The organism is Burkholderia ubonensis, from assembly GCF_902833085.1.
In the GTDB taxonomy this organism is placed as follows: domain Bacteria; phylum Pseudomonadota; class Gammaproteobacteria; order Burkholderiales; family Burkholderiaceae; genus Burkholderia; species Burkholderia ubonensis.
In genome coordinates, this window is record NZ_CADFEB010000003.1 from 614796 (window position 1) to 640004 (window position 25209).

At 70.5% G+C, this 25209-nt stretch carries 22 protein-coding genes and 1 pseudogene; 12 read left to right on the top strand and 11 right to left on the bottom strand.

Features of this window, described 5'->3' with window-relative positions; genetic code table 11:
- Nucleotides 1-13 precede the first annotated feature (13 nt).
- The 3 genes and pseudogenes from HWX31_RS35365 to chrA form a co-directional block, all read left to right on the top strand.
- Nucleotides 14-181, top strand: a pseudogene (locus tag HWX31_RS35365) (ribose-phosphate pyrophosphokinase-like domain-containing protein); the annotation flags it as partial.
- A 320-nt stretch (nt 182-501) separates the two neighbouring features.
- The gene (fnr, locus tag HWX31_RS10185; RefSeq protein ID WP_174961342.1) at nt 502-1275 is read left to right on the top strand and encodes a fumarate/nitrate reduction transcriptional regulator Fnr; all 774 of its coding nucleotides are present in this window, start codon (nt 502-504) and stop codon (nt 1273-1275) included.
- 227 nt (nt 1276-1502) lie between these two features.
- The gene (gene chrA / locus HWX31_RS10190; protein ID WP_174961345.1) at nt 1503-2738 is read left to right on the top strand and encodes a chromate efflux transporter; all 1236 of its coding nucleotides are present in this window, start codon (nt 1503-1505) and stop codon (nt 2736-2738) included.
- Between the two features lie 35 nt (nt 2739-2773).
- Here the strand turns inward: chrA and HWX31_RS10195 are convergent, their stop codons facing one another.
- Together HWX31_RS10195 and HWX31_RS10200 are read right to left on the bottom strand one after the other, a co-directional pair.
- Nucleotides 2774-3223: a CBS domain-containing protein gene (locus HWX31_RS10195; protein WP_174961347.1), complete on the bottom strand. Its 450-nt coding sequence runs from the start codon at nt 3221-3223 to the stop codon at nt 2774-2776.
- Nucleotides 3220-3450 (bottom strand): hypothetical protein, encoded by a 231-nt coding sequence (locus tag HWX31_RS10200; RefSeq protein ID WP_175933905.1) that lies wholly within the window; start codon nt 3448-3450, stop codon nt 3220-3222. Before HWX31_RS10200 ends, HWX31_RS10195 begins: the two co-directional genes overlap by 4 nt.
- 352 nt (nt 3451-3802) lie before the next feature.
- On the opposite strand from HWX31_RS10200, the gene phaZ reads away from it, so the two are divergent.
- Complete coding sequence (phaZ, locus tag HWX31_RS10205) at nt 3803-5023, top strand: polyhydroxyalkanoate depolymerase (protein ID WP_174961351.1); 1221 nt, start codon at nt 3803-3805, stop codon at nt 5021-5023.
- A gap of 291 nt (nt 5024-5314) precedes the next feature.
- Here the strand turns inward: phaZ and HWX31_RS10210 are convergent, their stop codons facing one another.
- From HWX31_RS10210 to HWX31_RS10225, 4 genes are all read right to left on the bottom strand, one after another.
- Entirely contained in the window at nt 5315-7693 is a 2379-nt protein-coding gene (locus HWX31_RS10210) for an exo-beta-N-acetylmuramidase NamZ domain-containing protein (RefSeq protein WP_174961353.1), read from the bottom strand.
- Entirely contained in the window at nt 7648-8937 is a 1290-nt protein-coding gene (locus HWX31_RS10215; RefSeq protein WP_415493171.1) for a putative glycoside hydrolase, read from the bottom strand. The genes HWX31_RS10210 and HWX31_RS10215 overlap by 46 nt, the downstream gene beginning before the upstream one ends.
- Entirely contained in the window at nt 8900-9688 is a 789-nt protein-coding gene (locus HWX31_RS10220; RefSeq protein ID WP_415493172.1) for a polysaccharide deacetylase family protein, read from the bottom strand. The genes HWX31_RS10215 and HWX31_RS10220 overlap by 38 nt, the downstream gene beginning before the upstream one ends.
- A 107-nt stretch (nt 9689-9795) precedes the next feature.
- Nucleotides 9796-10731 (bottom strand): 1-phosphofructokinase family hexose kinase, encoded by a 936-nt coding sequence (locus tag HWX31_RS10225; protein WP_174961358.1) that lies wholly within the window; start codon nt 10729-10731, stop codon nt 9796-9798.
- Between the two features lie 260 nt (nt 10732-10991).
- Here HWX31_RS10225 and HWX31_RS10230 point away from each other — a divergent pair, with 260 nt between their 5' ends.
- Nucleotides 10992-12791 carry an adenosylcobalamin-dependent ribonucleoside-diphosphate reductase gene (locus tag HWX31_RS10230; RefSeq protein ID WP_174961360.1) on the top strand — a complete coding sequence of 600 codons (1800 nt, stop codon included), beginning with the start codon at nt 10992-10994 and terminating at the stop codon, nt 12789-12791.
- A gap of 22 nt (nt 12792-12813) precedes the next feature.
- Here HWX31_RS10230 and ftsH read toward each other — a convergent pair whose 3' ends face one another.
- The 3 genes from ftsH to HWX31_RS10245 are packed head-to-tail and all read right to left on the bottom strand — an operon-like array spanning nt 12814 to nt 16085.
- Nucleotides 12814-14730, bottom strand: a complete 1917-nt coding sequence (gene ftsH / locus HWX31_RS10235; protein WP_174961362.1) for an ATP-dependent zinc metalloprotease FtsH — start codon at nt 14728-14730, stop codon at nt 12814-12816.
- 23 nt (nt 14731-14753) lie between these two features.
- Nucleotides 14754-15401: a BON domain-containing protein gene (locus tag HWX31_RS10240; RefSeq protein WP_174961364.1), complete on the bottom strand. Its 648-nt coding sequence runs from the start codon at nt 15399-15401 to the stop codon at nt 14754-14756.
- A 33-nt stretch (nt 15402-15434) separates the two neighbouring features.
- On the bottom strand, nt 15435-16085 hold the full coding sequence (locus HWX31_RS10245) for a BON domain-containing protein (protein ID WP_059610202.1): 651 nt from the start codon (nt 16083-16085) through the stop codon (nt 15435-15437).
- A gap of 242 nt (nt 16086-16327) precedes the next feature.
- On the opposite strand from HWX31_RS10245, the gene HWX31_RS10250 reads away from it, so the two are divergent.
- From HWX31_RS10250 to HWX31_RS10270, 5 genes are read left to right on the top strand one after another with little or no spacing between them, the layout of a single operon-like run.
- On the top strand, nt 16328-16519 hold the full coding sequence (locus HWX31_RS10250) for a DUF2964 family protein (protein WP_059617217.1): 192 nt from the start codon (nt 16328-16330) through the stop codon (nt 16517-16519).
- Between the two features lie 28 nt (nt 16520-16547).
- On the top strand, nt 16548-17684 hold the full coding sequence (locus tag HWX31_RS10255) for an ABC transporter permease (protein ID WP_174961366.1): 1137 nt from the start codon (nt 16548-16550) through the stop codon (nt 17682-17684).
- On the top strand, nt 17681-18385 hold the full coding sequence (locus tag HWX31_RS10260) for an ABC transporter ATP-binding protein (protein ID WP_174961517.1): 705 nt from the start codon (nt 17681-17683) through the stop codon (nt 18383-18385). The genes HWX31_RS10255 and HWX31_RS10260 overlap by 4 nt, the downstream gene beginning before the upstream one ends.
- Nucleotides 18382-19467 (top strand): HlyD family secretion protein, encoded by a 1086-nt coding sequence (locus tag HWX31_RS10265; RefSeq protein ID WP_059750079.1) that lies wholly within the window; start codon nt 18382-18384, stop codon nt 19465-19467. The genes HWX31_RS10260 and HWX31_RS10265 overlap by 4 nt, the downstream gene beginning before the upstream one ends.
- Nucleotides 19445-20935 (top strand): efflux transporter outer membrane subunit, encoded by a 1491-nt coding sequence (locus tag HWX31_RS10270; protein WP_174961368.1) that lies wholly within the window; start codon nt 19445-19447, stop codon nt 20933-20935. Before HWX31_RS10265 ends, HWX31_RS10270 begins: the two co-directional genes overlap by 23 nt.
- A 10-nt stretch (nt 20936-20945) precedes the next feature.
- Here the strand turns inward: HWX31_RS10270 and HWX31_RS10275 are convergent, their stop codons facing one another.
- Nucleotides 20946-21392, bottom strand: a complete 447-nt coding sequence (locus HWX31_RS10275) for a hypothetical protein (RefSeq protein ID WP_174961370.1) — start codon at nt 21390-21392, stop codon at nt 20946-20948.
- A gap of 179 nt (nt 21393-21571) precedes the next feature.
- Here HWX31_RS10275 and HWX31_RS10280 point away from each other — a divergent pair, with 179 nt between their 5' ends.
- Nucleotides 21572-22522, top strand: coding sequence for a universal stress protein (locus HWX31_RS10280; RefSeq protein ID WP_174961372.1), 951 nt, complete (start codon nt 21572-21574; stop codon nt 22520-22522).
- A gap of 92 nt (nt 22523-22614) precedes the next feature.
- A complete protein-coding gene (locus HWX31_RS10285; protein ID WP_174961374.1) occupies nt 22615-24018 on the top strand; it encodes an MBL fold metallo-hydrolase RNA specificity domain-containing protein in 1404 nt (467 codons plus the stop codon).
- Between the two features lie 65 nt (nt 24019-24083).
- On the opposite strand, the gene HWX31_RS10290 is transcribed toward HWX31_RS10285, so the two are convergent.
- Entirely contained in the window at nt 24084-25124 is a 1041-nt protein-coding gene (locus tag HWX31_RS10290) for a zinc-dependent alcohol dehydrogenase family protein (RefSeq protein ID WP_174961376.1), read from the bottom strand.
- Nucleotides 25125-25209 lie beyond the last annotated feature (85 nt).

Here is a 25209-nt window from a genome sequence, read left to right on the forward strand (position 1 = left end):
GAGGATGTCCGTCATGTCGCACAGCACCTTCGATCTCTTTGCATTCTCGACCAGCCGGCCGTTCGGCGAACGAATCGCCGCGCATCTCCGCGTCGCGCTCGCGCCGCACGAAGAACGGCCGCTCGAGGACGGCGAACACAAGACCCGCCCGCTCGTCAGCGTGCGCGGGCACGATGTCTATGCATGGATACGGGATACTGATACGCGTGTAGGAAGCGTCCTACAGCGCTTCCCTATTACCTACCGCATCTGCAAGCCTCGCCGATTTCGCTTGCCCTTCAAGCGATACATACTGGCCAATAAGAAAACCAAACAGCGTGTGCCTCCCGGAACAGAAGCAGCTTCGTCGTCCAACAACCGCGGTATCGATCGACCGCGCCGGTGCGGGTTTCCTCTCGTGAAGACGGCAAAGGATCGCCGTCGCATGCAACATGGTCGACATCGTCATGCCCATGCCGCGGGTATCGAGCGTTGCTGACCCCGTATGAACTGGAGCAGATCATGCTGACCAACGCCGATATCGCGACTCCCGTGCCGCTACACCCCATCATTCCGCTGCATCCGGTCGCGCGCGAGGACCAGCCGAAGCGTAGCGCTTCCCGCTGTTCATCGTGTGCATTGCGCAACGTGTGCATGCCGAACGATCTGACACCTGACGATTTCGCGCGGCTCGACGCGATGATCTGCACGACCCGTCATGTCAAACGCGGCGACTCCCTCTACCGCGCGGGAGACCTGTTCCAAAGCATCTACGCGGTGAGGACCGGTTCGTTCAAGACGGTCATGGTGCATCGCGACGGCGACGAGCAGGTAACGGGTTTTCAGATCGTCGGCGAATCGCTCGGGCTGGACGGCGTGCACAGCGGCCATCACAACGGCGACGCAATCGCACTCGAAGACAGCACCGTCTGCATCATTCCTTTCGGCCAACTCGAACAGCTATGCCGTGAAAACCGCACGATGCAACATCACGTGTACCGGATGATGAGCGGCGAGATTGTCCGGGAGTCGGGGCTGATGCTGCTGCTCGGCACGATGAGCGCCGAGCAGCGCGTCGCCGCCTTCCTGCTGAATCTCTCCGCGCGCTTCAAGGCACGGGGCTACTCGTCTGCGGAATTCATCCTGCGGATGACACGCGACGAAATCGGCGGCTATCTCGGCATGAAGCTGGAAACGGTGAGCCGCATGCTGTCGAAATTCCAGCGCAGAGGGGTGGTCGCCGCGCACGGCAAGCAAATTCGCATCGTGGATCCGGACAGTCTCGCGCAAATCTGATTGCGCATTCAGCATGCGTCGCCGAATCGGCCGGGTACCGGTCAACCGATCGCCAGCTTCTTCTGGCTGACGGGTGCCTTCTTCGTCGGCATGGTACGTCGCGGTCGCGGTCGCCTCGTCGACTTCGCCCGCGAGTTGCTGCACCTGACTTCTCGCCCAAGCAACGCTTCCTGGTCACATGAGCAGTATCATCTCGGCGTCTCCACTTCTGCAGGATCGCCAGCCAAATGGAAGCCGGCAGGTCATCGTTCAGCACGGTTCGGGCCGGTTCGGCGCTCGAAGTGCTGCGGGTATTTCTGAAGCTCGGCGTCACGTCCTTCGGCGGGCCGGTCGCGCACATCGGCTACTTTCACCGGGAATTCGTCAAGCGCCGCGGCTGGCTCGACGACGCGGCCTTCACCGACCTGATGGGCCTTTGCCAGTTCCTGCCCGGTCCGGCCAGCAGCCAGCTGGGCTTCTCCATCGGCCTGCTGCGGGCCGGATGGCGCGGCGCGCTGGCGGCATGGTGCGGCTTCACGCTCCCGTCCGTCGCGTTGCTGCTCGCCTTCGCCGCGATCGCGCCGGCGCTGGACGGCCCGGTCGGCAGCGGGCTGATTCACGGCCTGAAGCTCGTGGCGGTCGCCGTCGTCGCGCAAGCCGTATGGGACATGGCGCGCCGTCTGTGCCCCGACCGTCGCCGCGCCGCGATCGCGCTCTTCGCGGTCGCGCTCCTGAACCTGCTCGCCACCGTGTATGCGCAGTTGCTGGTCATCGTGCTCGGCGCGGTGCTCGGGTTCGCGTTGTGCGAAACCTCGGCGGCGGCCGGCACGGCGCACGCGCACCGGCATGCCGACGCAGTCCGCATATCGCGAACGGCAAGCGCAATCGCGCTGACGCTGTTCTGCGCGCTGCTGTTCGGGCTGCCGGCGCTCGCGGCGGCCGACCCGACCGGCGCCGTGCGCGTGTTCGACGCGTTCTATCGCTCCGGCGCGCTCGTGTTCGGCGGCGGCCACGTGGTCCTGCCGCTGCTGCAGCAGGCGACCGTCGCGCACGGATGGGTGTCGTCCACCGATTTCCTCGCGGGATATGGCGCGGCGCAGGCAGTGCCGGGGCCGCTGTTCACCTTCGCCGCGTTTCTCGGCTGGATCATGGGGCCCGCGCCCAGCCATGCGTGGGGCGCGGCGTTGGCCACCGCCGGCATTTTCCTGCCCGGCCTGCTGCTGGTGCTGGCCGCGCTGCCCTACTGGCAGTCGCTGCGCGCCCGTCCCGCGGCGGTCGCGGTGCTGTCGGGCGTCAACGCCGCCGTGGTCGGCGTGCTGGCGAGCGCGCTCTACACGCCGGTCTGGACCAGCGCCGTGTTTTCCGGGATCGACTTCGCGATCGCGACCGTGGGCTTTTTCCTGCTGACGCGCTGGAAAGTGCCGCCGCTCGCGATCGTCGTGCTTTGTGCGGCGGCGGGCATTGCCGAGGCGATGCCGCGCTGACGCGCGCACCGGCCGCCGAAGCGACCGAACCGGCGCTACGTGCGCCGCTTTTCCTCGAGATGCGGCTGGCGCGCCGCGATGAGGCGCAGTTCGTCGAGCAGGCTTGCGGCGGCATGCAGCAGGTCGTCCAGCGTGACGACGCCGATGAGCCCGCCGTCGTCCGCGACCACCGGCAGCCGGCGCACGCCATGCCGGCGCATCCGTCGCGCGAGCAGCCAGACGTCGTCGTCGCCGTGCGCGACCACCGCCGGCTCCGACATCACGTCGCCGACGAACAGTGCGCCGGCATCGGCGTCCGGGCTCACCACCGCGAGCACGATATCGCGGTCGGTCAGCAGGCCGACCGGCACGCGCACCCCGTCCTGCTCGCGCACCACCACGAGGTCGCCCGCATGCAGGCCGCGCATCCGCTCGGCCGCTTCGATGACGGTCGTCCGCGGGCCGCAGGTGGCGACCTCGCGCGTACACAGCGTGGCAGCGTTCATTTCGCCTCCTTCCGGCCGGCCAGCAGCGGTTCGCATGCCCCCGCCGCGCACAGCGCCAGGCAATCGGGCGTGAATGCGGCCGTTGCGGCCATGCCATGCGGCAGCGCGAGAGCGAGCTCCAACCAGCCGGGATGCCGGTGCGCGACGAGAATGCCCACGCACGCGACGGCCGACAGCGTGACGATGCCGAACGCCAGTCGTTCGAAACGATGAAACAGCCGATCCATCACGATCCCCCTTCCATCGATGCCCTGCATGGCCGGCGAGCCGGCGGACGAACCATGCGGCGGCCAGATCCGGGCGGCCTGCGCGCGACGCCTGCCCCGCGGTGCTGCGCCATTCGGCATCGATCTTCACGATCGCTCGCCTGCGGCGCCGTCGATGCATGTCACGGTACGTCGTCCGAAACAGGGCGAAATTGATCCAGGTCAGCCGCGCACGGGCCGGTTGCGCAACGGATCGGGACTTATCCAGAGGCCCGCGATTTCCGCGCCCGCGCTTGACGCCCGTCAAATCGCACTCGGGCCATGCGCCGACAGTGATCGTGCAGAGACTCCCATCGCTTCGTGAAGGCCCGCCATGTGGTACGAGCTTGTCGAACAACAGCGTCAATGGCTGCGCGCGTGGCACGCGGCGACCCGGCACGCGTGCGACGCGTGGCCCGCGGCGATAGCGGCCGGTGCCGCGTCGTCCTGGTACGCCGACCTGTATGCGCCCCTGCTCGGCGTGCCGGCCGACCCGCCGCCGTTCGCGATCGGCGCCGTCGCGCCCGACGGCCGCCGCGTCGACGAGCAGATCGTCGCGCGCATGCCGTTCTGCCGCCTGCGCCGCTTCGCGCGCGCCGGCGCGCGGCGCACGGTGCTGCTGTGCGTGCCGCTGGTCGGCCATGCGGCCGCGATGATGCGCGATACCGTCGAAGGGCTGCTGGCCGACGGCGACGTGTGCGTCACCGACTGGCTCGATGCGCGCGACGTGCCGCTCGACGCGGGCCGCTTCGGCCTCGACGAATACGTGGCGATGCTCGACGGCTTCATCGACGCGCTCACACGCGACGGCCGGCCGCTGCACGTCGTCGCCGTCTGCCAGGCAACGTTTCCCGCGCTCGGCGCGCTGGCGCTGCGCGCGCGGCGCGGCTGCGCACAGCCCGCGACCGTCACGCTGATCGGCGGCCCGCTGGACGCGCGCCTGCATCCGAGCGCGCTCGGCATCGCGGCCCGGTCGCATTCGCTCGATTGGTGCCGCGATCATCTGATCGACGTCGTGCCGGCCGGTTTCGCGGGGCACGGCCGCCGCGTGTTTCCGGCCTACCTGCAGCGGGCCGAGATCGCGATCCTCTATCCGCATCGCTATCTGTCGCTGATGGAGCGCTATGCGCGGGCGATGTCGCGCGGCGACGCGCAAGCGCTCGCCGACGCGCAACGGGAATTGCGCGCGTACGCCGCGCTGCTCGACATGCCGGCCGAATACTTCCTCGATACCGTCGACGTCGTGTTCCAGCGCGCGAGCCTCGCGAACGGCGACTGGCACGTCGGCGGCAAGCTCGTCGAGCCGGCCGCGCTGCGCGGCGTTTTCCTGCTGACCGTCGAGGGCGCGTGCGACGCGGTCACCGGGGCCGGGCAGACGCATGCGGCGCTGGAGATGTGCCGCGGTCTGGCGCCGCGCGAGCGGCGGCGCCTCGACGTCGACGGGTGCGATCACTACGGGCTGTTCACCGGCGAGCACTGGCGCGACGACGTGCATCCGGTGCTGCAAACGGTGTTCGCGCAGGCCGAAGCCGCCCGGGCGCGGCGACGTGCGTGACGAAGCAGCTCGTCGTGCCTGCGTGCCTGCGCGCCGGCACGCAGCGGAGCCGCCCGCCAAGCGCGGAACCGTTGCTCCCCGATCTGCTGCAGCTTGCCGATTTCCGCGATCCCGCCGAACAGCGCGGCAAGGTATTCGACGATCTCCCCGACGTCGGCATGCAGCATCGCCGCCAACGCGACTGCGGCCCTGCGGGTCGTGCCCGTGCGCGAGTCAAACACCACGAGGATCTTGTCGGTCGAGCACGTTGCCACCCCGTGCCAGGACCGTGTAGTACCCCGACGTCTCGCGTCAGTACAGCAGAAACGCATCCCGCTCGCGCGCGAACGCCGCGTTCTGCGCCGCGACGACCCGCTCGATCTCGTCGAGCGGCCGCCCGTCGCGCAGCAGGTCGGCCACCGCCTGCGAACCGACCGACGCCCGGATCGCGTCGATACGAAACCGCTCCGGATAGCGCCGATGCAGCGCCAGCGCCAGCGCGAGTCCCACCGCCCCCGGCTGCACCGTTCCCGCCGACCGCGCGATCCGCACGCCTTCGCACAGCGCGCCGCGATGCGTCCCTTCGGTCGGCACGAAACGGATCGGCGCAAACGTCGCGTTCACGTGCATCGCGCGCAGATCGTCCGCCAGCGCGCGGCCGTCGATCCACGGCGCGCCGATCACGGCGAACGGGGTCGCGGTGCCGCGCCCGACGCTCACGTCCGCGCCCTCGACGAGCCCCAGGTCCGGATACAGCGACAACGCGGCCGCGTCGCGCAGGTTCGGCGACGGCGGCACCCAGCCGAGCCCGGTGTCCTCGAAGCGCATCGATCGCCGGTAGTGCTGCATCGGCACCACCGTCAGATCCGCGCCGATCCGCAGCCGCTGGTTGAACAGCGTCGCCAGCTCGCCGACCGTCATCCCGTGCATCAGCGGCAATGGGTAATAGTTCGTGAACGACGCGGGCCCGGCATCCGACACCGGCCCGCCGACCGTGTCCGCGCCGAGCGGGTCCGGCCGGTCGAGCACGAGCACCGGCACCCGCGCGGCCGCCGCCGCTTCGAGCGCGTAGCCGAGCGTCGCGAGGTAGGTGAAGAAGCGCACGCCGGCATCCTGCAGGTCGAAGACGAGCACGTCCACGTCCGACAATGCCGCCGGCGCGATCCGCCGCCGCTCGCCGTACAGGCTGTGAACGGCCACGTTGGTGCGCGCGTCGAGCGTGTCGCCGAACGTCGTGTCGAGCTCGGTGTCGATCCCGTGTTCCGGCGCGAAGATCGCCGTGAGCCGCGCTCCCGGCGCCTGCGCCAGCAGGTCGATCGTGCGGCGGCCCGCGCGGTCGAAGCCGCTGCGATTCGTGACGAGACCGATGCGCTTTCCGGCGACGGCCGCGAAGCCGCTCGACGCGAGCACGTCGATGCCCGCCAGCACCGGTCCGGACGACGCCGGCAAGCGCGCCGCGCGCGCAACGGCGGGCGCCGTCGCGGGCACGCGCGCGGCGATCTGCGCGCCCGACAGCGGCGGCGCGCTGCTGGACACGATGCCGAGCACCGCGCCGCGCAACGGCTGCGCGTCGCCCGTCGCGTCCGGATACAGGCGGCTCGTCAGCACGACGACGAAGCGGCGCGTGACCAGGTCGATCCACAGGCCGGTGCCCGTATAGCCGAGATGCGCGATTGCGCCGGCCGCCGGCAGCCGGTAGCGGTTGGCGACCAGCGGCGGCTGCAGCGCCCAGCCCGCGGTGCGGGCGTCGCCGTCCGCGTCGAGCGTCGCCGGCGCGGCCAGCTCGGCGACGCTTGCGCGCCGCAGGATGCGCCGGCCGTCGAGCGTGCCGCCGTGCAGCAGCATGCGCGCGAAGCGCGCGAGATCGTCGGCGCTCGCGTAGAGGCCCGCGTTGCCCGAGACGCCGCCCAGCGCCGCCGCGACCGGATCGCTGACGCGGGCACGCGCCGCAAGGTCCTCCCGCCGGCTGGTGGGCGCGATGCGCGCCGCCGCGCGCACGCCGGGCCGGAACTGCGTATCGCGCATGCGCAGCGGCGCGAACACCTGCGCCGCGCACCATGCGTCGAGCGGCTGGCCGCTCGCACGCTCGACGATTTCGCCGAGCGCCACGTAGTTGACGTCGCTGTAGATCACGCGCGCGCCCGGCGCCGCGACCGGCGGCATCGCGGCGACGTCGGCCAGGACCGCCGCGCGCGTGCGCAACGCCCGCGCCGACGACACGCCGGCCGGCAGGCCCGAGGTATGCGCGAGCAGTTGCCGGATCGTGATGCCGTCCTTGCCGTGCGCGCCGAAAGCCGGCCAGTATCGGGCGGCCGGCGCATCCAGCGCGAGCCGGCCGCGCTCCGCGAGCTGCATGACCGCCGTCGCGGTGGCGACGGCCTTCGTCAGCGAAGCGAGATCGAACAGGGTGTCGGCCGTCATCGGCTCGGGCGCGGGCCCGGTCGTGCGCACGCCTCGTGCGACCCGGACGCGTACTCCGTCCTCGTCACCGACCAGCACGACCGCGCCGGCGAGATGGCGATCCGCGATCTCCGCCGCAATCGCGGCGTCGATCCGGGCCGCCGCCTGACCGCTTGCGTCGACAGCCGCCGCGTCGTGCGCCGCGCCCGCGCCCGCGCCCGGCAGCGCCAGCGTCAGCGCGCAGATCAGCGCGGCAACGTGTCGGGATCGTAGCGGTTGCGCGGATTCCACAGCATCCACCCGTCGGTGCCGGCCGCGTCGGCGGCGTCCGCTTGCGCGCGAATCTCGTCGGCGTCGAATACGCGATGATCGAACGCGTAGTCGCGAAACGCCTGCAGCCACGGCCGGAAACGCACGCCGTCCAGGCCGGTGCGGCGCATGGCTTCCGTGAGCGAGCGGGACACGATCTCCCCCGGCCGGTCGGTCGGCTTGCGGCAGCCCGGCAGCCCCCACGTGAACCCGGACGGATACAGCATCGGGGAAATGTAGTCGACGACCCGCCCGAACGTCTCGATCCGCTGCCCGATCGCGGTGTCGTTGAAGTTCCAGCACACGTAGCCGAAGATGTCCGCCGACAGGTAGACGCTGTACGGCCGCAGCCGCTCGCGCGCGCCCGCGAGGAACCCGGTGATCGCCGCCACGCGGTTGGCCTCGGTGTTGGGCTCGCCGAACCGCAGCCCGTTCGCGTCCGGAAAGCGCAGATAGTCGAACTGGATCTCGTCGAAGCCCATGCGGGCGGCTTCCTCCGCGACGTCGTAGTTGTGCGCCCAGGCGGCGCGCGCGGTCGGATCGATCCAGCGCTGGCGCTCGCGGTCGCGCCAGATCTCGCCGGCGGCGTCGCGCACCGCCCAGTCGGGATGCGCGCCCGCCAGGCGGTCGTCCTTGAACACGACGATGCGCGCGATCAGGTAGAGGCCGCGCGCGTGGAAGGCCCTGAGCAGGTTCGGCAGCTCCGCCGCGTCGCGCCCGCTGCCGGGCACCGGGTTCGCCGCGCCGGCGGCTTCGCGCGCCACGCTGCGGTAGGGCGTCGCCCCGCTGTCGCCCTTCACGTCGATGACGAGCGCGTTGATGGCGGTCCTGCCCTGCAGCGCCAGCGCCGCGTCGCGCAGCTTGCGGTCCGTGACGCCGTATGCCGACAGATAGACGGCCTTCGGCCGCAGCGCCGTCATGCGGATCGTGCGCGCGGCCGCCTGCCCGTCCAGCGTGATCGCCGCACGCGTGTAGCCGGGCGTCGTCACGCTGACGGGCGTGCCGGTTCCGTCCGTCGGCACCGCAAACGCGCCGTCGGCATCGGCGACGCGGGTCGCCCCCGACGCGTAGCCGACCGCGCCCGCGAGCGGCCGGCCGCTCGCGGCATCGACGACGGTGACGGTCACCGTCGCCGCCTGCGCCGGGAGCGCGGCGAGCAGCAACAGCAGGAGCCGGAGGATCGCGCGCCTAGCCACGGCCGTCTCCGGCGGTGCGCAGCAGACCATTGATGCAGCGCGTGTCGCACGCATCGGTCATCAGGTAGCGCGGCAGCGCCAGCGCCGGGTCGGCCAGCCGCACGGGGTGCGCGTCGAGCGTGAACGCGGCGACGTACCCGGCCTGGGCCGCGAGCTGCTCCGTGTCGGCGTCGTGGATGCCGAACGGCCAGGCCAGCAGACGGACCGGCCTGCCGGTCGCGGCTTCGAGCCGGTCGCGCGACCGGCTCAATTGCCAGGAAGCGAAGCGCCGGAAGTCGTCCGGCGTGCGCCGCGCGCGCTCGGTCCTGAAGTTCGGATGCCAGTACGTGTGGGACTCGATGTCGAAGCCGCCCGCCCCGTCGAGCGCGCGCAGTTCGTCCCAGGTCATCGCATAGCTGGCGTTGGAGATCGCCGACGGATAGATGAACAGCGTGACCGGCGCCGGATGCTGCGCGAGCAGCGGGCGCAGCACGTCGTAGACGGAGCGATGGCCGTCGTCCACCGTGATCGCGACCGCGCGCGCCGGAACCGCGCCGGGGTCGCCGGCATGCCAGCGCACCACGTCGGCGAGCGGCACGATCCGGTAGCCGGCCGCGTCGATCGCGCGAAGGTGCGCGCGGAACGTGTCGACGCGCACCGTCATCGAATCCAGCTTCTCGCCGGCGAACCGGTGATAGGCGAGGATCAGCACGCGCGGCGGCGCCGGGAGCGCATCGTCGCCGAACACGGCCGACGGCGCGAACGACAACAGGAACAGGCAGACGATCAATCGGACGGTCACGATGCACCTCGCGCAATAGCCGTCCCTCATTCTTGGCGATTGCGCCGGATGCACGTTGCGTCAGATCAAGCGGCCGTGCGGCGCATGTGCGTTCGGAACCCGCCGCATCACGCCGTTTCGGCGACCAGCTCCGCATGGACCCGCTCGACGTCGTCGCGCGTGCACAAGGTCGTTCCCGGATTCGCGACGGACGCCGCCGACGCGGCGAGCGCATAGCGGCACGCATCGTCGAGCGGCGCGCCGCGCGCGAGCGCCCAGACCATCCCGCCGACGAAGCTGTCGCCCGCGCCGATCGTGCTGCACACGGCCGTCGGCCGGCCATGCAGCCGCAGCGCGCGATCGCGCGTGACCACCCACGCGCCGCGCTCGCCGAGCGTCAGCGCGACGATCTCGGCGCAGCCGCGGGCGACGAGCTCGCGCGCCTTCCGGCAGGCCGCCTCCTCGTCGAGCGGCGCGCCGGCCAGCGCGCTCAGTTCGCCGAGACTCGGCTTGACGAGATGAACGCCGGCCTCGAGCGCGGCCTGCAGAGGCGGCCCGGAAGTGTCGACGACGACCCGGCTGCCGCGCCGGGCTGCCGCACGCGCCAGCGTCGCGTATGCGTCGACCGGCGCGCCCGCGGGCAGGCTGCCGCTCAGCACCAGATAGCGCGGTGCGGGATGCATGCGCTCGAGGTGGGCGTCGACGTTCCGCCATTCGTCGGCGGCGAGCGACGGGCCCGGCATCAGGAAGCGGAATTCGCGGCCGGTCGACGTTTCGCGCACGCAGAAGTTCTCGCGAGTCTCGCCGGCAATGGCCACGCGCACGGCGGGCAGGCGCTCGGCCTCGAGCAACGCGGTCAGCACCTGTCCGGTCGGGCCGCCGGCCGCATATAGCGCGACGCAGTCGCCGCCCAGGCGGTGAACGACGCGCGCGACGTTGATCCCGCCGCCGCCCGGGTCGCGCCTCGGCGCCGCGCAGCGCAGCTTGTGCGTATCGACGATGTGCTCGACCGATGTCGCGACATCGACGGCGGGATTCAATGTCACGGTAACGACGTCGGTCATCGAATGGTCAGCATGAAAACGAGGGTTCGAATGGCTATGCAGTGCAGGCGTGCCCGCGACGGCCGTGCCGACGCCGGTCGCGATGCGCCCGATCCGTTGCGGCCACCGTGGCGCGCCTGCCTCGCGTCACCCTACGCCCGATGCCACGGGTTTCGTTGACCGTCGTCAAGCGATGCCCGAAACGGCCGGAATTGCGTTCGATCAACGCTTCGCCATTCGCGCGTCGTACAGTGAACCCTTGACCGTCGCGGAGTCTCGCCATGGACGAACAGCCACTTTGCAAGACCGTGTTCGCCGACCGCTATGCGCGGCCCGGCGAAACGACTCGCGCCGCGGCGTTCTACCGGGTCGCGCATGCGCTTTCGCTGGCCGAGCCGGCGGCGTCGCGCGCGCAGGTCAAGCAGGCGTTTCTCCGCAACCTGCAGCGCGGCGCGATCGGGGCCGGACGCATCCTCGCCAATGCGGGCGCCGGGACCGACTGCACGATGGTCAACTGCTTCGTGCACCCGCTCGCCATGCCCGACGAAGCGGCCGCGCACGCGGTCGACGCAGCGCTCGCGCAGGCGCTCGACGAGGCACGGATCACGCTGCTGATGGGCGGCGGCATCGGCTACGATTTCTCGCAGGTTCCGCCGGCCGGCGCGTACGAGCGGCCCGGCGTGGAACAAAGAGGCGCGTGCGCGGCGATCGAGCGCTTCGACGCGATGTGCCGCGCACTGCCGTTCGCCGGCCCACGGCGCGGCGCACAGATGGGCGTGCTGCGCTGCGACCATCCGGACCTGCTCGCGTTCGTCACGGCCAAGCACGGCCGGCGGCGCTGGACGACGTTCAACCTGTCGGTCGGCATGACGGACGCGTTCATGGAAGCCGTCGCGCACAACCTGCCCTGGACGCTCGCGCATCGCGTGCCGCCGGCCGCCCGGAACGCCCAGAACCCGCCGGCCGCGCTGCCCGACGGCCGGCATGCGTATGCGACCGTGCCGGCGCGCACGCTGTGGCAGGCGATCGTCAACGCGGCGCGCGACAGTTCCGAGCCCGGGCTGCTGTTTCTCGATACGATCCGCGACGCGAATCCGCTGCGCGAGCACGAATGGATCGACGCGACCAACCCGTGCGGCGAGCAGCCGCTGCCCGCATACGGCAGCTGCGTGCTCGGGCCGATCGATCTGTCGCGGCTCGTGCGGCATCCGTTCGGCATCGACGGCGCGCCGCGCTTCGATTTCGCGCTGCTCGCGGAACTCGTGCGCGTGCAGGTGCGCCTGCTCGACAACGTGCTCGACCTGACGACGTGGCCGCTCGCCGCGCATGCGCGCGAGGCGCACGCGAAGCGGCGGATCGGGGTCGGCGTGACGGGCCTCGCGGATGCGCTGACGATGCTGCAGCTGCGCTACGACGGAGCGCCCGCGCGCATGGTCGCGCGCGAGATCGCGCTGACGATGCGCCAGCACGCATTCGGCGCGTCGGCCGCCCTCGCCGCCGAGCGCGGCGCGTTTCCGGCCTACGACCCGGCCGACTATCTCGATGGGCCGGCGTCGCACCGCGCGCCGCTGCCGCTGGCCGTGCACCACGCAATCGCGCGGCACGGGCTGCGCAACAGCCATCTGCTGTCGTTCGCGCCCGCCGGCAGCGTGAGCCTCGCGTTCTGCGACAACTGCTCGAACGGCATCGAGCCGACCGTCGGCTGGGTGCAGCAGCGCCACGTCCGCACCGGCGACGATCGCGTGCACGCGTTCCGCGTCGAGAACCACGCGTACCGGCTGTTCCGGCAACTGCACGGCAATCGCGCAGCGCTGCCCGACTACTTCGTGACGGCCGCGCAAGTCGCGCCGGCCGATCACGTCGCGATGCTCGCGGCGCTGCAGCCCTGCGTCGACGCCGGCATCTCGAAGACGGTCACCGTCGATCAGCGCTGTTCGCTGTCGCAAGTCGACGCGCTGTTCTTTCTCGCGTGGCGCGAGCGGCTCAAGGGCATCACGATCTTCCGCCCGGACCCGCAGCTTGCGTCGGTCGTCGCCGACGACGCGGCGAACCGGGCCGACAAGCCGGCGTGCACCTGCTGAGCCGCGTGATTCCAGTTACCCGTCATGCCTGGGTGTCAACTGTGCGGGCATCCGCCGGCGCACTCGCTTCCGGCCTCCGGGCCGGCCGCGCGGCGTCGACCGGCGCCGCGATCAGCGCCACCAGCGTGTCGTGATCGATCGCCTCGCGCTGCAGCAGCCGCCGCGCGATCCGTTCGAGCGCGTCGCGATGCCCGGCGAGCGTCGCGGCAACCCGCGCGTGCGCGTCCGCGAGCAGCGCGCGCACTTCGTCGTCGATCAGCCGCGCGGTGTGCTCGCTGCAGCGCCCGTCGCCCGGCGTCCATGCGCCGGGCACGCCCGCCTGCGGCGCGCCGTCGTCGAACGTCGCGAGGCCGATGCGCTCGCTCATCCCGTATTGCATGATCATGTGCCGCACCATCGCCGTCGCGCGTTCGAGATCGTTCTGCGCGCCCGTCGACACGTCGCCGAACACCAGCTCCTCGGCCACCCGCCCGCCGAGCAGCGCATCGAGCCGGTCGAGCAGCTCGCTCTTGCGCAGCACGTAGCGGTCCTCGGTCGGCACCTGCTGCGTATAGCCGAGCGCCGCGACGCCGCGCGGAATGATCGACACCTTCTTCACCGGATCGCAGTGCGCGCGGCATTGCGCGACGAGCGCATGCCCGGCCTCGTGATAGGCGATCGTCTCTTTCTCCTGTTCATTCATCACGCGGCTCTTGCGCTCCATGCCGGTCATCGCGCGGTCGATCGCCTCGTCGAAGTCGGCCATCTCGATCGCCGGCTTGCCGAGCTCGGCCGCATGCAGCGCGGCCTCGTTGACCACGTTCGCGAGATCCGCGCCGACGAAGCCCGGCGTGCGCGACGCCAGCTCGGCGAGATCGACGCCGGCCGCGAGCTTCACGCGCTTCACGTGCACGCCGAGGATCTGCCTGCGGCCGTTGAGATCGGGCCGGTCGATCGCGATGTGCCGGTCGAAGCGGCCCGGGCGCAGCAACGCGGGGTCGAGGATTTCGGGCCGGTTGGTCGCGGCCATGATGATCACGCCGGAATTGGCCTGGAAGCCGTCCATCTCGACGAGCAGCTGGTTCAGCGTCTGCTCGCGCTCGTCGTTGCCCGACATCATGCCGACGCCGCGTACCTTGCCGAGCGCGTCGAGCTCGTCGACGAACACGATGCACGGCGCCTTCTGCTGCGCCTGCTCGAACAGGTCGCGCACGCGCGCCGCGCCGACGCCGACGAACATCTCGACGAACGCCGAGCCGCTGATCGAGAAGAACGGCACCGCCGCCTCGCCGGCAACCGCGCGCGCGAGCAGCGTCTTGCCGGTGCCGGGCGCGCCGACGATCAGCACGCCTTTCGGGATCTTGCCGCCGAGCCGCTGGTAGCGCTCCGGGTTGCGCAGGAACGCGACGAGCTGCTGCAGCTCGGCCTTCGCCTCGTCGATGCCCGCGATGTCGTCGAACGTGATGCCGGTCGCCTGCTGCGCATACACGCGCGCCTGGCTCTTGCCCATTCCGCTGAAATCCTGCGCGCCGCCCCGCCGTCGCAGCATCAGGTTCCAGATGAACACGAAGCCGATCAGCGGCAGCACCCACGACGCGAGCGCCGACAGCCAGCTCGTGTCCGGCATGCCGTGATAGCGGATGCTCGCGGCGGTCAGCGTGTCGACCAGGTGATCGTCGGCGACGCGGTTGGTCGAGAAGCGCCACGGCGGCCCGAGTTTCTTCACAAACGCGGCCTCGGGGTCCGGCAGCATTGCGCCGGCCTCGGGCATCTTCAGCGTGCCCGAGATCGACGCCTGGCCGATCTCGAGATCGTCGACGAGCCGCGCGGTAACGAGCCGATGGAAGTCGCTGTACGCGATCGACGTCGTTTCCTGATGCGACGACAGCAGTTGCACCGCGACCAGCGCGACGAAGCCGATCGCGATCAGCAGGCTGGAATAGTCGAATTGCTTGTCCATGACGGGAGGCCGGCAGCCGCGCGTCACGCGACCGTCAGCCGGTCGACGACTTCCCGGACGCCCTTGACCGACCATGCCGCGCCGCACGCGGCGCGCCTGTCGGCCAGCGAATCGACGGTGCCCGACAGCGTGACGACGCCGTCGGCCGCGTCGACCGAGATCGCGGCGGATTCGCGCTGCGCGCGGCGCGCGAACGCGGCGGCGATCTGCGCGCCGACGTCCGACGCCGTGTGCGCGGCGCGCACCTGGATGCGGTTCGCGACGCCGACGACGCCGGCCATCCGGCTCACGATCGTTTCCGCCGCAAGACGCTGGTACCCCCAGTCCACCTCGCCGTCGAGGGTCACGCAGCCGTGATCGACCTCGACCCGGACCGGCTGATCCTGCAGCGCTTCCTGCCACTTGAACGCGGACATGATCGCCGCCGCGAGATCCTGGTCCGCGCGGGCGGACGGCGGCGCCGCGATCGCCAGCTCGAGCACCAGCGCGCGTGCGCCGCCGACCCGCTGGGCCGCCTTCTGCGCCGCGAATTTCTGCGCCCAGCTCGCGACCGTGCCGCGCAGCGTGACGACGCGATCACGGACGTCGACGTCGATCCGGCGCGCGTCGAGCGCCGGGTCCCAGAACAGTTCCTGTTCGACGTGCTGCTTGAGCGTTGCATCGGATTTCATGGGATTCTCCCGTCGGAGCCGATTTCGGTGACATCACGCCACGTCGAGGTTGTCGACCACCACCCGGACGCCGCGCGCCGACCACGCGGCCCAGCGCGCGGCCTCGCGCTCGGCCTTCGAATCCACCTTGCCGGAAAGCGTGACCGTTCCATCGTGCACGTCGATTTCGATGTGCCTGATCTCGCGCTCCGCATGCCGCAGGATCGCGCGCTTGATGCTGGCCCCGATATCGTCGGCGCCGACGTCGCCCAGCACCTCGATATGGTTCGTCACGCCGATCACCCCGCGCATCTGCGAGATCGTGCGCACCGCGACATGGCTCTGGTAGGCCCAGTCGACCTTGCCCGACAGCGTGATCCAGCCGCGCTCGACCTGCACCCTGACCCGGTCGTCGTGCAGGCCGACGGTCCAGTGCAGGATCGAGCGCACCGCGTCCGCGATGTCCTCGTCCGTGCGCAAGTCCCCGACCGGCAAGCGCACGGTCATGTCGACGACGACGGCCTTCACGCCCGACACCCGGTTCGCCGCCCGCTCCACCGCGAGTTTTTCCGCATAGCTCGCCGGATGCCCGGACAGCGTCACGATGCGGTTCGCGACCTCCACGCCGATGCGTGCCGCATCGACGGCCGGATCGAATTCAAGCTCTTCCTGCACGTCCTGCTTGAGTTGCTTGTCCGCTTTCATTGCTCGCTCTCCATCGACACACGGCGCCGGATACCGCCGCACATGAAGCGACTGTGTGCGCCTGAGCGGCCGGTTCCCTGATGCAGGTCAACGGTTGCGTAAAACGCGCGGCGCGCCCCCGCATGGCGCGCCCGCCGTTTTCGTCCGTTGATGCAGATCAACCGCGCCGCGCCCCCGCACGCGATCATGACCTCGATCGCGCGTCCGCCGGGCATCCGGAGGCCGCCATTCAGGAGGACTTCATGGTACGCAAGCAATCCCGGATCGTGCTCGCAACGATCTTCGTATTCGTCGCGCTCGGCGCGCTGGCCGGCATCGTGCACGGCATGCTGTTCGACAACCAGCGGGTATTCGCGTTTGCGATCGTCGCGCTGGTGGCGGGCATCGCCGCGTTCGTCTCGCTGCTCAACCCGACCGCGCGGGACGAGCGATAGCGGGCGCACACCCGCGCCGTGCTGCATCATGAACGGCATCCTGCGTCTCGCATTCAAGCTGCTCGTCAACGACAGCGCGAAATTCACCGCGCTGATCGTCGGCATCACGTTCTCGGTGCTGCTGATGATCGAGATGACGTCGCTGTTCGCGGGCATCCTGAACAAGTCGTCCGCGTCCGTGATCAACATCGGCGCGAAGGTGTGGGTGATGGACCCGGCCGTGAAGACGATCGCGAACAGCATCGGCATGCCCGACTACGTGCTCGACGCGGTGCGCAGCACCGACGGCGTCAAGTACGCGGTGCCGCTCTACTCCGGCGCGGCGCTCGTGAAGCTGCGTTCCGGCACCTATCAGGCCGTGACGGTGGTCGGCCTCGACGACGCGAGCCTGCTCGGCCGCCCGACGATGCTGCAGGGGCGCATCGAGGACATCTACGCGGAAAACGGCTTCATCGCGATCGACGACACCGAGTTCCGCAAGCTCGAGAACCCGGCGATCGGCACCGATTTCGAGTTGAACGACCACCGCGGCGTGATCGTCGGCATCGCGAAGGTCGCGGCAAGCGGGCTGTTCGGCACGCCGACGCTCTATACGACCTACGCGCGCGCGATCCGCTACATCCCGTCGCCGCGCTTCACGACGTCGTACATCCTCGTCGAGCCGAAATCGGACGCGGACATCCCGCACATCAAGGCGGTCGTGAAGGCGCTCGGCTATCGCGCGTACACGCGCAACGAGTTCATCGCGCAGATCGCGCGCTTCTACAAGTACGAGACGGGGCTCGGCACCAACATCATGCTGATGACGATCATCAGCTTCATCATCGGGCTGTCGATCTCGGGGCAGACGTTCTATGCGTTCATCCTCGAGAACCTGGACAAGTTCGGCGCACTGAAGGCGATCGGCGCGAAAAGCCGCGAGCTCGTCGTGATGATCCTGTTCCAGGCGACCTTCACCGCGCTGACCGGCTACGGGATCGGCGTCGGGCTGTGCGTGCTGATGATCAGCCTCGCGAAGCTGCAGATTCCCGACTACGCGGCACTGATCACGTACGGCAACCTGGCGCTCGCGTTCGGCATGGTGGTCGTGATCGCGACGCTGTCGAGCTATCTCGGCGTGCGGCGCGTGCTGCGCATCGAGCCGTTCGACATCTTCCGGGGCTGACGATGAGCGGGATCGCGATCGACGCGCGCGGCGTCAGCAAGTGGTTCGGTGAAGGCGCCGCGCGCACGCAGGCGCTGTGCGACGTGTCGATGCAGGCGCGCTTCGGCGAGATGCTGCTGATCGTCGGGCCGTCCGGCAGCGGGAAGACGACGCTGCTGAGCGTGATCTCGGGCATCCTGCGGCCGGAAGCCGGCACGGTGTCGATCGACGGCGTCGACCTGTGGGCGCAGCCGCACGACGCGATCGCCGATTTCCGGCTTAACCGGATCGGCTTCGTGTTCCAGGACTATCACCTGTTCCCGCGGCTCACGACGGCCGAGAACGTCGCGATCCCGCTGATCCTGAAGCGCCGGCCGTGGGACGACGCGCTGAAGGAGGCGCTCGCCTATCTCGACGTGGTCGGACTCGCGAACCGCGCGCAGTTGCCGCCCGTCAAGCTGTCCGGCGGCGAGCAGCAGCGCGTCGCGATCGCGCGCGCGATCGTCAGCCAGCCCGACCTGCTGATCCTCGACGAGCCGACCGCGTCGCTGGACGGCGACACGGGCCGGGTGATCATCGACTTCGTCAAGCACCAGGTGCTGAACGACACGCGCTGCATCGTGATCGTCACGCACGACGCGCGGATCTTCGAATACGCGGACCGCATCCTGAAGATGGAAGACGGCAAGCTGAACGGCATCGAACCCGGAGGCGCGCGATGAAGCACCGCCTCGTGTTCGTCATCGCGCTCGCGGGCTTTCTTGCTAGCCTCGTCGCGGCGTGGGTCTACAGCCGCCAGGAACCGCCGCAGCCGCCCGTGTTCAAGCCGGCCGCCAACCCGTATGCGCGCGGCGTCTATGCGAACGGGATCGTCGAGAGCGAGCAGCCGGCCGGCGCGAACGTCAACGTGTACCCGGACGTGTCGGGCGCGGTGACGCGCGTGCTGGTGCACGACGGCGACGCGGTGAAGGCCGGCGACGCGCTGCTGACGATCGACGATTCGGTGCAGCGCGCGACCGCCGCGCAGCTCGCCGCCCAGGCCGACGCCGCGGCCGCGATGCTCGACGAGCTGAAGGCGCAGCCGCGCCGCGAGGTGCTCGACGTCGCGAGCGCGCAGATGACGGCCGCGCAGGCGAGCCTCAAGCTCGCGCAGGACCAGTACGACAAGCAGCGCCGCGCGTACGACATCGACCCGAAGGCGGTCAGCCGCGACGCGCTCGACACGGCCGCGAACGGCGTGCGCGTCGCGACCGCGAATCTCGGCGTCGTGACGCGCCAGTACCAGCTGACGAAGGCCGGCGCGTGGAACTACGACGTGCGCAACCAGCAGGCGCAGGCGATCGCGCTGCGGCGCGGCGCGGACGCGGCCGCCGCGCTGCTCGCGCGCTATACGCTGCGCGCGCCGGCCGACGGCGTCGTGCTCGCGATGAACGCGGCCGTCGGCACCTACCTGAGCCCGCAGGGCCTCTACGACACCTATGCGCAGGGCAACGCGCCCGTCGCCGTGCTCGGCACGCCGGGCGACCGGCTGCAGGTGCGCTGCTACATCGACGAGATCCTGATCCACCAGTTGCCCGACCTGCACGCGCTGAAGGCGCACATGTTCGTGCGCGGCACGTCGGTCGAGGCCGATCTGCAGTTCGTGCGCGTGCAGCCCTACGTCACGCCGAAGATCGAATTGTCCGACCAGCGCACCGAGCGCGTCGACGTGCGGGTGCTGCCGGTGATTTTCCGTATCGTGCCGAACAAGGATGTGCGGCTGTTCCCGGGGCAGGTCGTCGATGTGTACGTGGCCGGCAAATGACCGAACGTATCGCGGGCGCGCCGCGCGGCGCGCAACGGGTGCGCTCGCGCTCGCCGCGCTGCTGGCCGGATGCGCGGCCGGCCCCGATTTCGTGCGGCCGAGCGCGCCGGGCGTGGCGCGCTTCGTGGCGCCCGACGATCCTGCCGCGACGTCCGGCGCGTGGACGGGCGGCGGCCGGACGCAAACGCTGTCGGCGGCCGAACCGCTGACGCGCGACTGGTGGACCCGCTTCGGCAGCCGCGAGATCGACGCGGCGGTCGACGATGCGCTGGCCGGCAGCCCGACGCTCGCGCTCGCGCAGGCGACGCTGCGGCGCAGCGAACACGCGCTGCGGGCGGGCGAAGGCATCTTCTTCCCGCAAGCCGATGCGCAAGCGGGCGCGTCGCGGCAGCGCTACTCGCCGCTGCGCACCGGCCAGGCGCTGCCGGGCACGATCTTCAACCTGTTCACGCTGTCGGCGACCGTCAGCTACACGCTCGACCTGTGGGGCGGCGAACGCCGCCAGGTCGAGGCGCTGGCGGCCGACGTCGACGCGCGGCGCCAGGCGCTGGCGGGCGCCTACCTGATGCTGACCGCGAACGTCGTCAACACGATGATCGCGCACGCCGCCTATCGCGACGAAATCGCCGCGACGCGCGAGATGATCGGCCTGCTCGACGAGCAGGTCCGCCTCACGCGCGCGCAGGTGACGGCGGGCGCGACGGCCTACGTCGCGGTGCTGACGCTGGAGTCGCAGCGCGCGTCGCTGGAGGCGACGCTGCCCGCGCTCGAGCAGAAGCGCGCGCAGGCCGACGATCTGCTCGCGCTGCTGGCGGGACGCTACCCGGCCGACTGGCGCACGCCCGACGTGTCGCTCGACGCCATCGCACTGCCGGCGAGCCTGCCCGACACCGCGCCGTCTTCCCTGGTGCGGCGCCGGCCGGACATCCTGCAGGCGGAAGCCCAGCTGCACGTCGCCAGCGCGCAGGTCGGCGTCGCGACGGCGGCGCTGTACCCGAACGTCACGCTGTCCGCTTCAGGCGGCTTCGACAGCGTCGTCGCCAGCAAGCTGTTCGGGCCGGCCGGCCACGCGTGGAGCGTCGGCGCGGGGCTCACCGCGCCGCTGTTCCACGGCGGCGCGCTCCTGAACCAGCGGCGCGCCGCGCAGGATGCCTATGACGAAGCCGATGCCGCCTACCGGCAAGTGGTGCTGTCAGCGTTCTCGCAGGTCGCCGATACGCTGCGCGCGCTCGCGCACGACGCGGCGGCGCTCGACGCGCAGGCGCGCGCGATGGCAGCCGCACGCGATGCGCTGACGCTCACCCAGGCCGGCTACGAGGCGGGCATCACCGGCTATATCCAGCTGCTCGTCGCCGACACGCAGTTCCACCAGGCGCGCATCGCGTGGCTGCAGGCGCTCGCGCAGCGGCTGCAGGACACGGTCGCGTTCTATGTCGCGCTCGGCGGCGGCTGGGGCGAGGCCGCCTGACCCTGCCCGCTCAGCGCGCCGCCGGCACGGCGGGCCGTTGCCACGGCGGCAGCTCCGCCCAGCCGAGCGGGCCGTACACGGTGCCGCCGGCCGCCTCGATCGCCTCGACGAATGCCTGCAGCGTCGCGCCTCCCGGCACGGTGAGCGTCGCGCCGTCGACGAAATCCTCGCTGCGCAGCCACGGCGCCGCGCCGCGATTGATCTCCTCGACGCTGTACGCGGCGCCGTGCCGTCCGGCCTCGGGCGGCAGCAGGCGCGGCGCGTCGAATGCGACCTTGAGGACCTGGGTGCGGGAATCGCTGTACGGCGGCTTCGCGACGCCCTGGTACGGCACCTCCGCCCAGCTTTCGCCGCATTGCTCGTCGAGCGGCAGGCAGGTGAACCACGCCCACGGCGCGCGCACGAAGCACAGCCGGTAGCCGCCGCGGGCCCCGTCCAGATTGGCGATCAGCGTCATGATGCGTCCCCCGTCGAAGCGATGCGGTGCGCGCCGCCCATCGATTCCAGCGCCGCGCTCGCACATGAGTCCGACTATCCGGCTGCCGCAAAACCCGGACGTTGATCGGCATCAAGCCGCCGCATCGTCGGCGGGACAGAATTTCCGTGAATGGTCGCAACCCATAACGAGGCTCCCTGATGATTCCCGACAGCTCAAGCGGCGGCATTTCAACACGGCCCGGCCGAATCCTCGTCGCAATCGACGGCTCGGCATCGTCCGGGCAGGCGCTGACGTACGCACGCAATATCGTCCCGCCCGGCGGGCAAGTCCGCATCGTCACCGTGGCGGACAATCCGCGCACGCTCGTACCGACCGGCGCGGCGACGGCGGCCTATCTGGATGCGGCGCGCGCGGAGCTGCTCCAGGATGCGGTCGCGGTGCTCGGCAAGGCCCGGGACGCGTTCGCGCGCGACGACGTGCATGTCGAGACCGACGTCATCGATCTGTCCAGGCGCGGCGGCGACATCGTGCAGGCGCTGCTCGACGTCGCCCGGACCTGGCAAGCCGAGCTGGTCGTCGTCGGAGCACGCCAGCATCACGGCTTGCTGCGCTGGCTCGAGGGCGCCGTGTCGGAGCCGCTGGCCAGGCAGACCGGATGCCCGATCCTGATCGTCCCCGACGGCTGCGGTTCGATCGTCGAGCACGCGCCCGGCCGCATCCTGTTCGCGACCGACGGAAGCCCGCCGGCGCTGCAGGCCATGCGGTTCGGCATCCGGTACGCGTCGGCCGATACGGCGCTGCGGGCCGTCTACGTCGTCGACCGCGCGGTGCGCCTGACGGACTTCGTTCCCATCGATGTTCTCGACAATGCGTTCGTCGAGGAAGGCGAGCGCGCGCTGGCGGCCGCGGCATCGGTCCTTGCGGAAGTGTCGGCGCATGCCGGCACGGCGCTCGTGCACACGCAGCGGACCGGCGATGACGTGGCGCAGACGATCGCGCGCGAAGCAACCGCGTGGCAAGCCGACCTGATCGTGATGGGTTCGCACGGCCGGCGCGGCATCGCCGGCTGGATGCTCGGCAGCGTCGCGTGGCGCATGGCGCGCATCGCGCGCGTGCCGCTGCTGCTCGTGAACGCCCGGGAATCATGACGCACCGCACTTCCTGATTTCCATCAACGATCGGACGCGTGTTCGCGATGTAATCGAATCATCGAAACCCGCAACTTCCATCGAGACGAGCAATGAAACTGACCTTCCTGGGCGCGACCGAAACCGTCACCGGCTCGAAATACCTGGTCGAGCATGGCGGCCGGCGCGTGCTGGTCGACTGCGGCCTGTTCCAGGGCACGAAGAACCTGCGCCTGCGCAACTGGAACCCGCTGCCGTTCCCGCCCGACACGCTGGACGCGGTCATTCTCACGCACGCGCACATCGACCACAGCGGCTACCTGCCGGTGCTGGCGAGCGACGGCTATCACGGGCCGGTGTACTGCACGGCGGCGACCGCCGAACTGTGCGGGATCATGCTGCGCGACAGCGCGCGGCTGCAGGAGGAGGAAGCCGATTTCGCGAACCGCCACGGCTACTCGAGACACCATCCGGCACGGCCGCTCTACACGATGGACGACGCGCTGCGCGCGCTGCGCCTGCTGACGCCGCGCGCGTTCGACGAATGCGTGCCGCTGGGCGGCGGGCTGTCGTTCCGGCTGCTGCCCGCCGGCCACATTCTCGGCGCGGCGAGCGTCGTGATGAACTGGAATCACAAGGTGCTCGCTTTCTCGGGCGACCTCGGCCGCCGCCACGACCCGATCATGCGCGCGCCGACGCCGCCGGCCCATGCGGACTACGTGGTCGTCGAGTCGACCTACGGCGACCGTCTGCATCCCGATTCGGACCCCGAAAGCGAACTGGCCGCGCTGTTCGAGAAGACCTTCGCGCGGGGCGGCGTGGTCGTGATGCCCTGCTTCACCGTCGGCCGCGCGCAGCAGATCCTGCATTACATCGCCCGGCTGAAGGCGAGCGGCCGCATGGCGCACGTCCCGGTGTATCTCGACAGCCCGATGGCGACCGACGTGACCGACGTCTATCGCCATCACCTCCTCGAGCACCGGCTGACCCTGTCCGAGTCGGACGCGCTCGGCCATGCGGCAACCATGGTGCGCACCGTCGATCAGTCGAAGGCCATCGCCGGGCACCAGGGCCCGATGGTGATCATCGCCGGCAGCGGAATGGCGACGGGCGGGCGGGTGCTGCATCACCTGGCCCGCTATGCCCCCGACGCGCGCAACACGGTCGCGCTGGTCGGCTACCAGGCCGCCGGCACGCGCGGCGCGGCGCTCGCCGCGCACGAGCCGACCCTGAAGATCCACGGCGAATACGTGCGCGTGCGCGCGCAGGTCGAGACCATCGCGGCGCTGTCCGCCCATGCCGATTACGACGAGATACTGCAGTGGCTCGGCGCGATGCAGCAGCCCCCGGTCCGCACGTTCGTGACCCACGGTGAACCGGCCGCCGCGGATGCGCTGCGCCGGCGCATCGAGGAGCGGCTGCATTGGCCGTGCGAAGTGCCGACCTATCAGCAGACGGTCGATCTCGACGAGGTCGCGGCGGCCGATACCGACGAGCACGCGGTGCTGTCGCGCTAGGCAGGTCATGCGCGCGCGGCAGGGCGGGCGACGCGGCCCGCCCTGCCGCGCCCTGCCCGAATGGCTCAGCTCACTTCGATGATGACCTTGAGCGCGTGCGTTTGCGCCGCGCGGCCGAACGTGTCGTACGCCTGCCCGACGTCGTCGAGCGAGAAGCGGTGGGTGATCAGCTGCTTCGGATCGAGCCGCCCCGCGCGCACGGTCTTCAGCAGCATCGGCGTGCTGACGGTGTCGACGAGCCGCGTCGTGATCGCGATGTTGCGGTCCCACAGCTTCTCGAGGTGCAGGTCCGCCTTCACGCCGTGCACGCCGACGTTCGCGACCACGCCGCCCGGCGCGACGATCGACGTGCACATCTCGAACGTCGCCGGAATGCCGACCGCCTCGATCGCGCAGTCGACGCCGACGCCGTCGGTCAGCCTCATCACTTCCGCGACCGTGTCGCCGGCGCGTCCGTCGATGCAATCGGTCGCGCCGAAGCGGCGCGCCACGTCGAGCCGGTTGCGATCCGGGTCGATCATGATGATCCTGCCGGGCGTGTAGAACTGCGCGGTCAGCAGCGCCGCGAGCCCGATCGGGCCGGCGCCGACGATCGCGACCGAACAGCCGGGCTGCACCTTGCCGTTCAGCACGCCGCATTCGAACCCGGTCGGCAGGATGTCGGACAGCATCACGAGCGCGTCCTCGTCCACGCCGGGCGGCACCCGGTACAGGCTCGTCTCGGCGTGCGGAATCCGCACGAATTCGGCCTGCGTGCCGTCGATCCGGTGCCCGAGGATCCACCCGCCCGTCGCGCAGTGCGAGTACAGGCCGCGGCGGCAGTTGTCGCAGCGGCCGCACGACGAGATGCACGAGACCAGCACGTGATCGCCCGGCTTCAGCGTGTCGACCGCCGCGCCGACCCGCTCGACGATCCCGACGCCTTCGTGACCGAGGATGCGCCCCGGCTCGCACGACGGCACGTCGCCCTTGAGGATGTGCAGGTCGGTGCCGCAGATCGTCGTGCGCGTCATCCTGACGATCGCATCGGTCGGCGCCTGCAGTTCCGGCATCGGCCGCTCCTCGAGCGCCTTGCGCCCGGGGCCTTGATATACGAGTGCTTTCATTGGGTGTTCTCTCCGTCGATGGGGCATTGCCCCCTGCGCTCAACAATGTAGGAGACGCGCGGGCCGGCCTGCTTGACCCGCATCA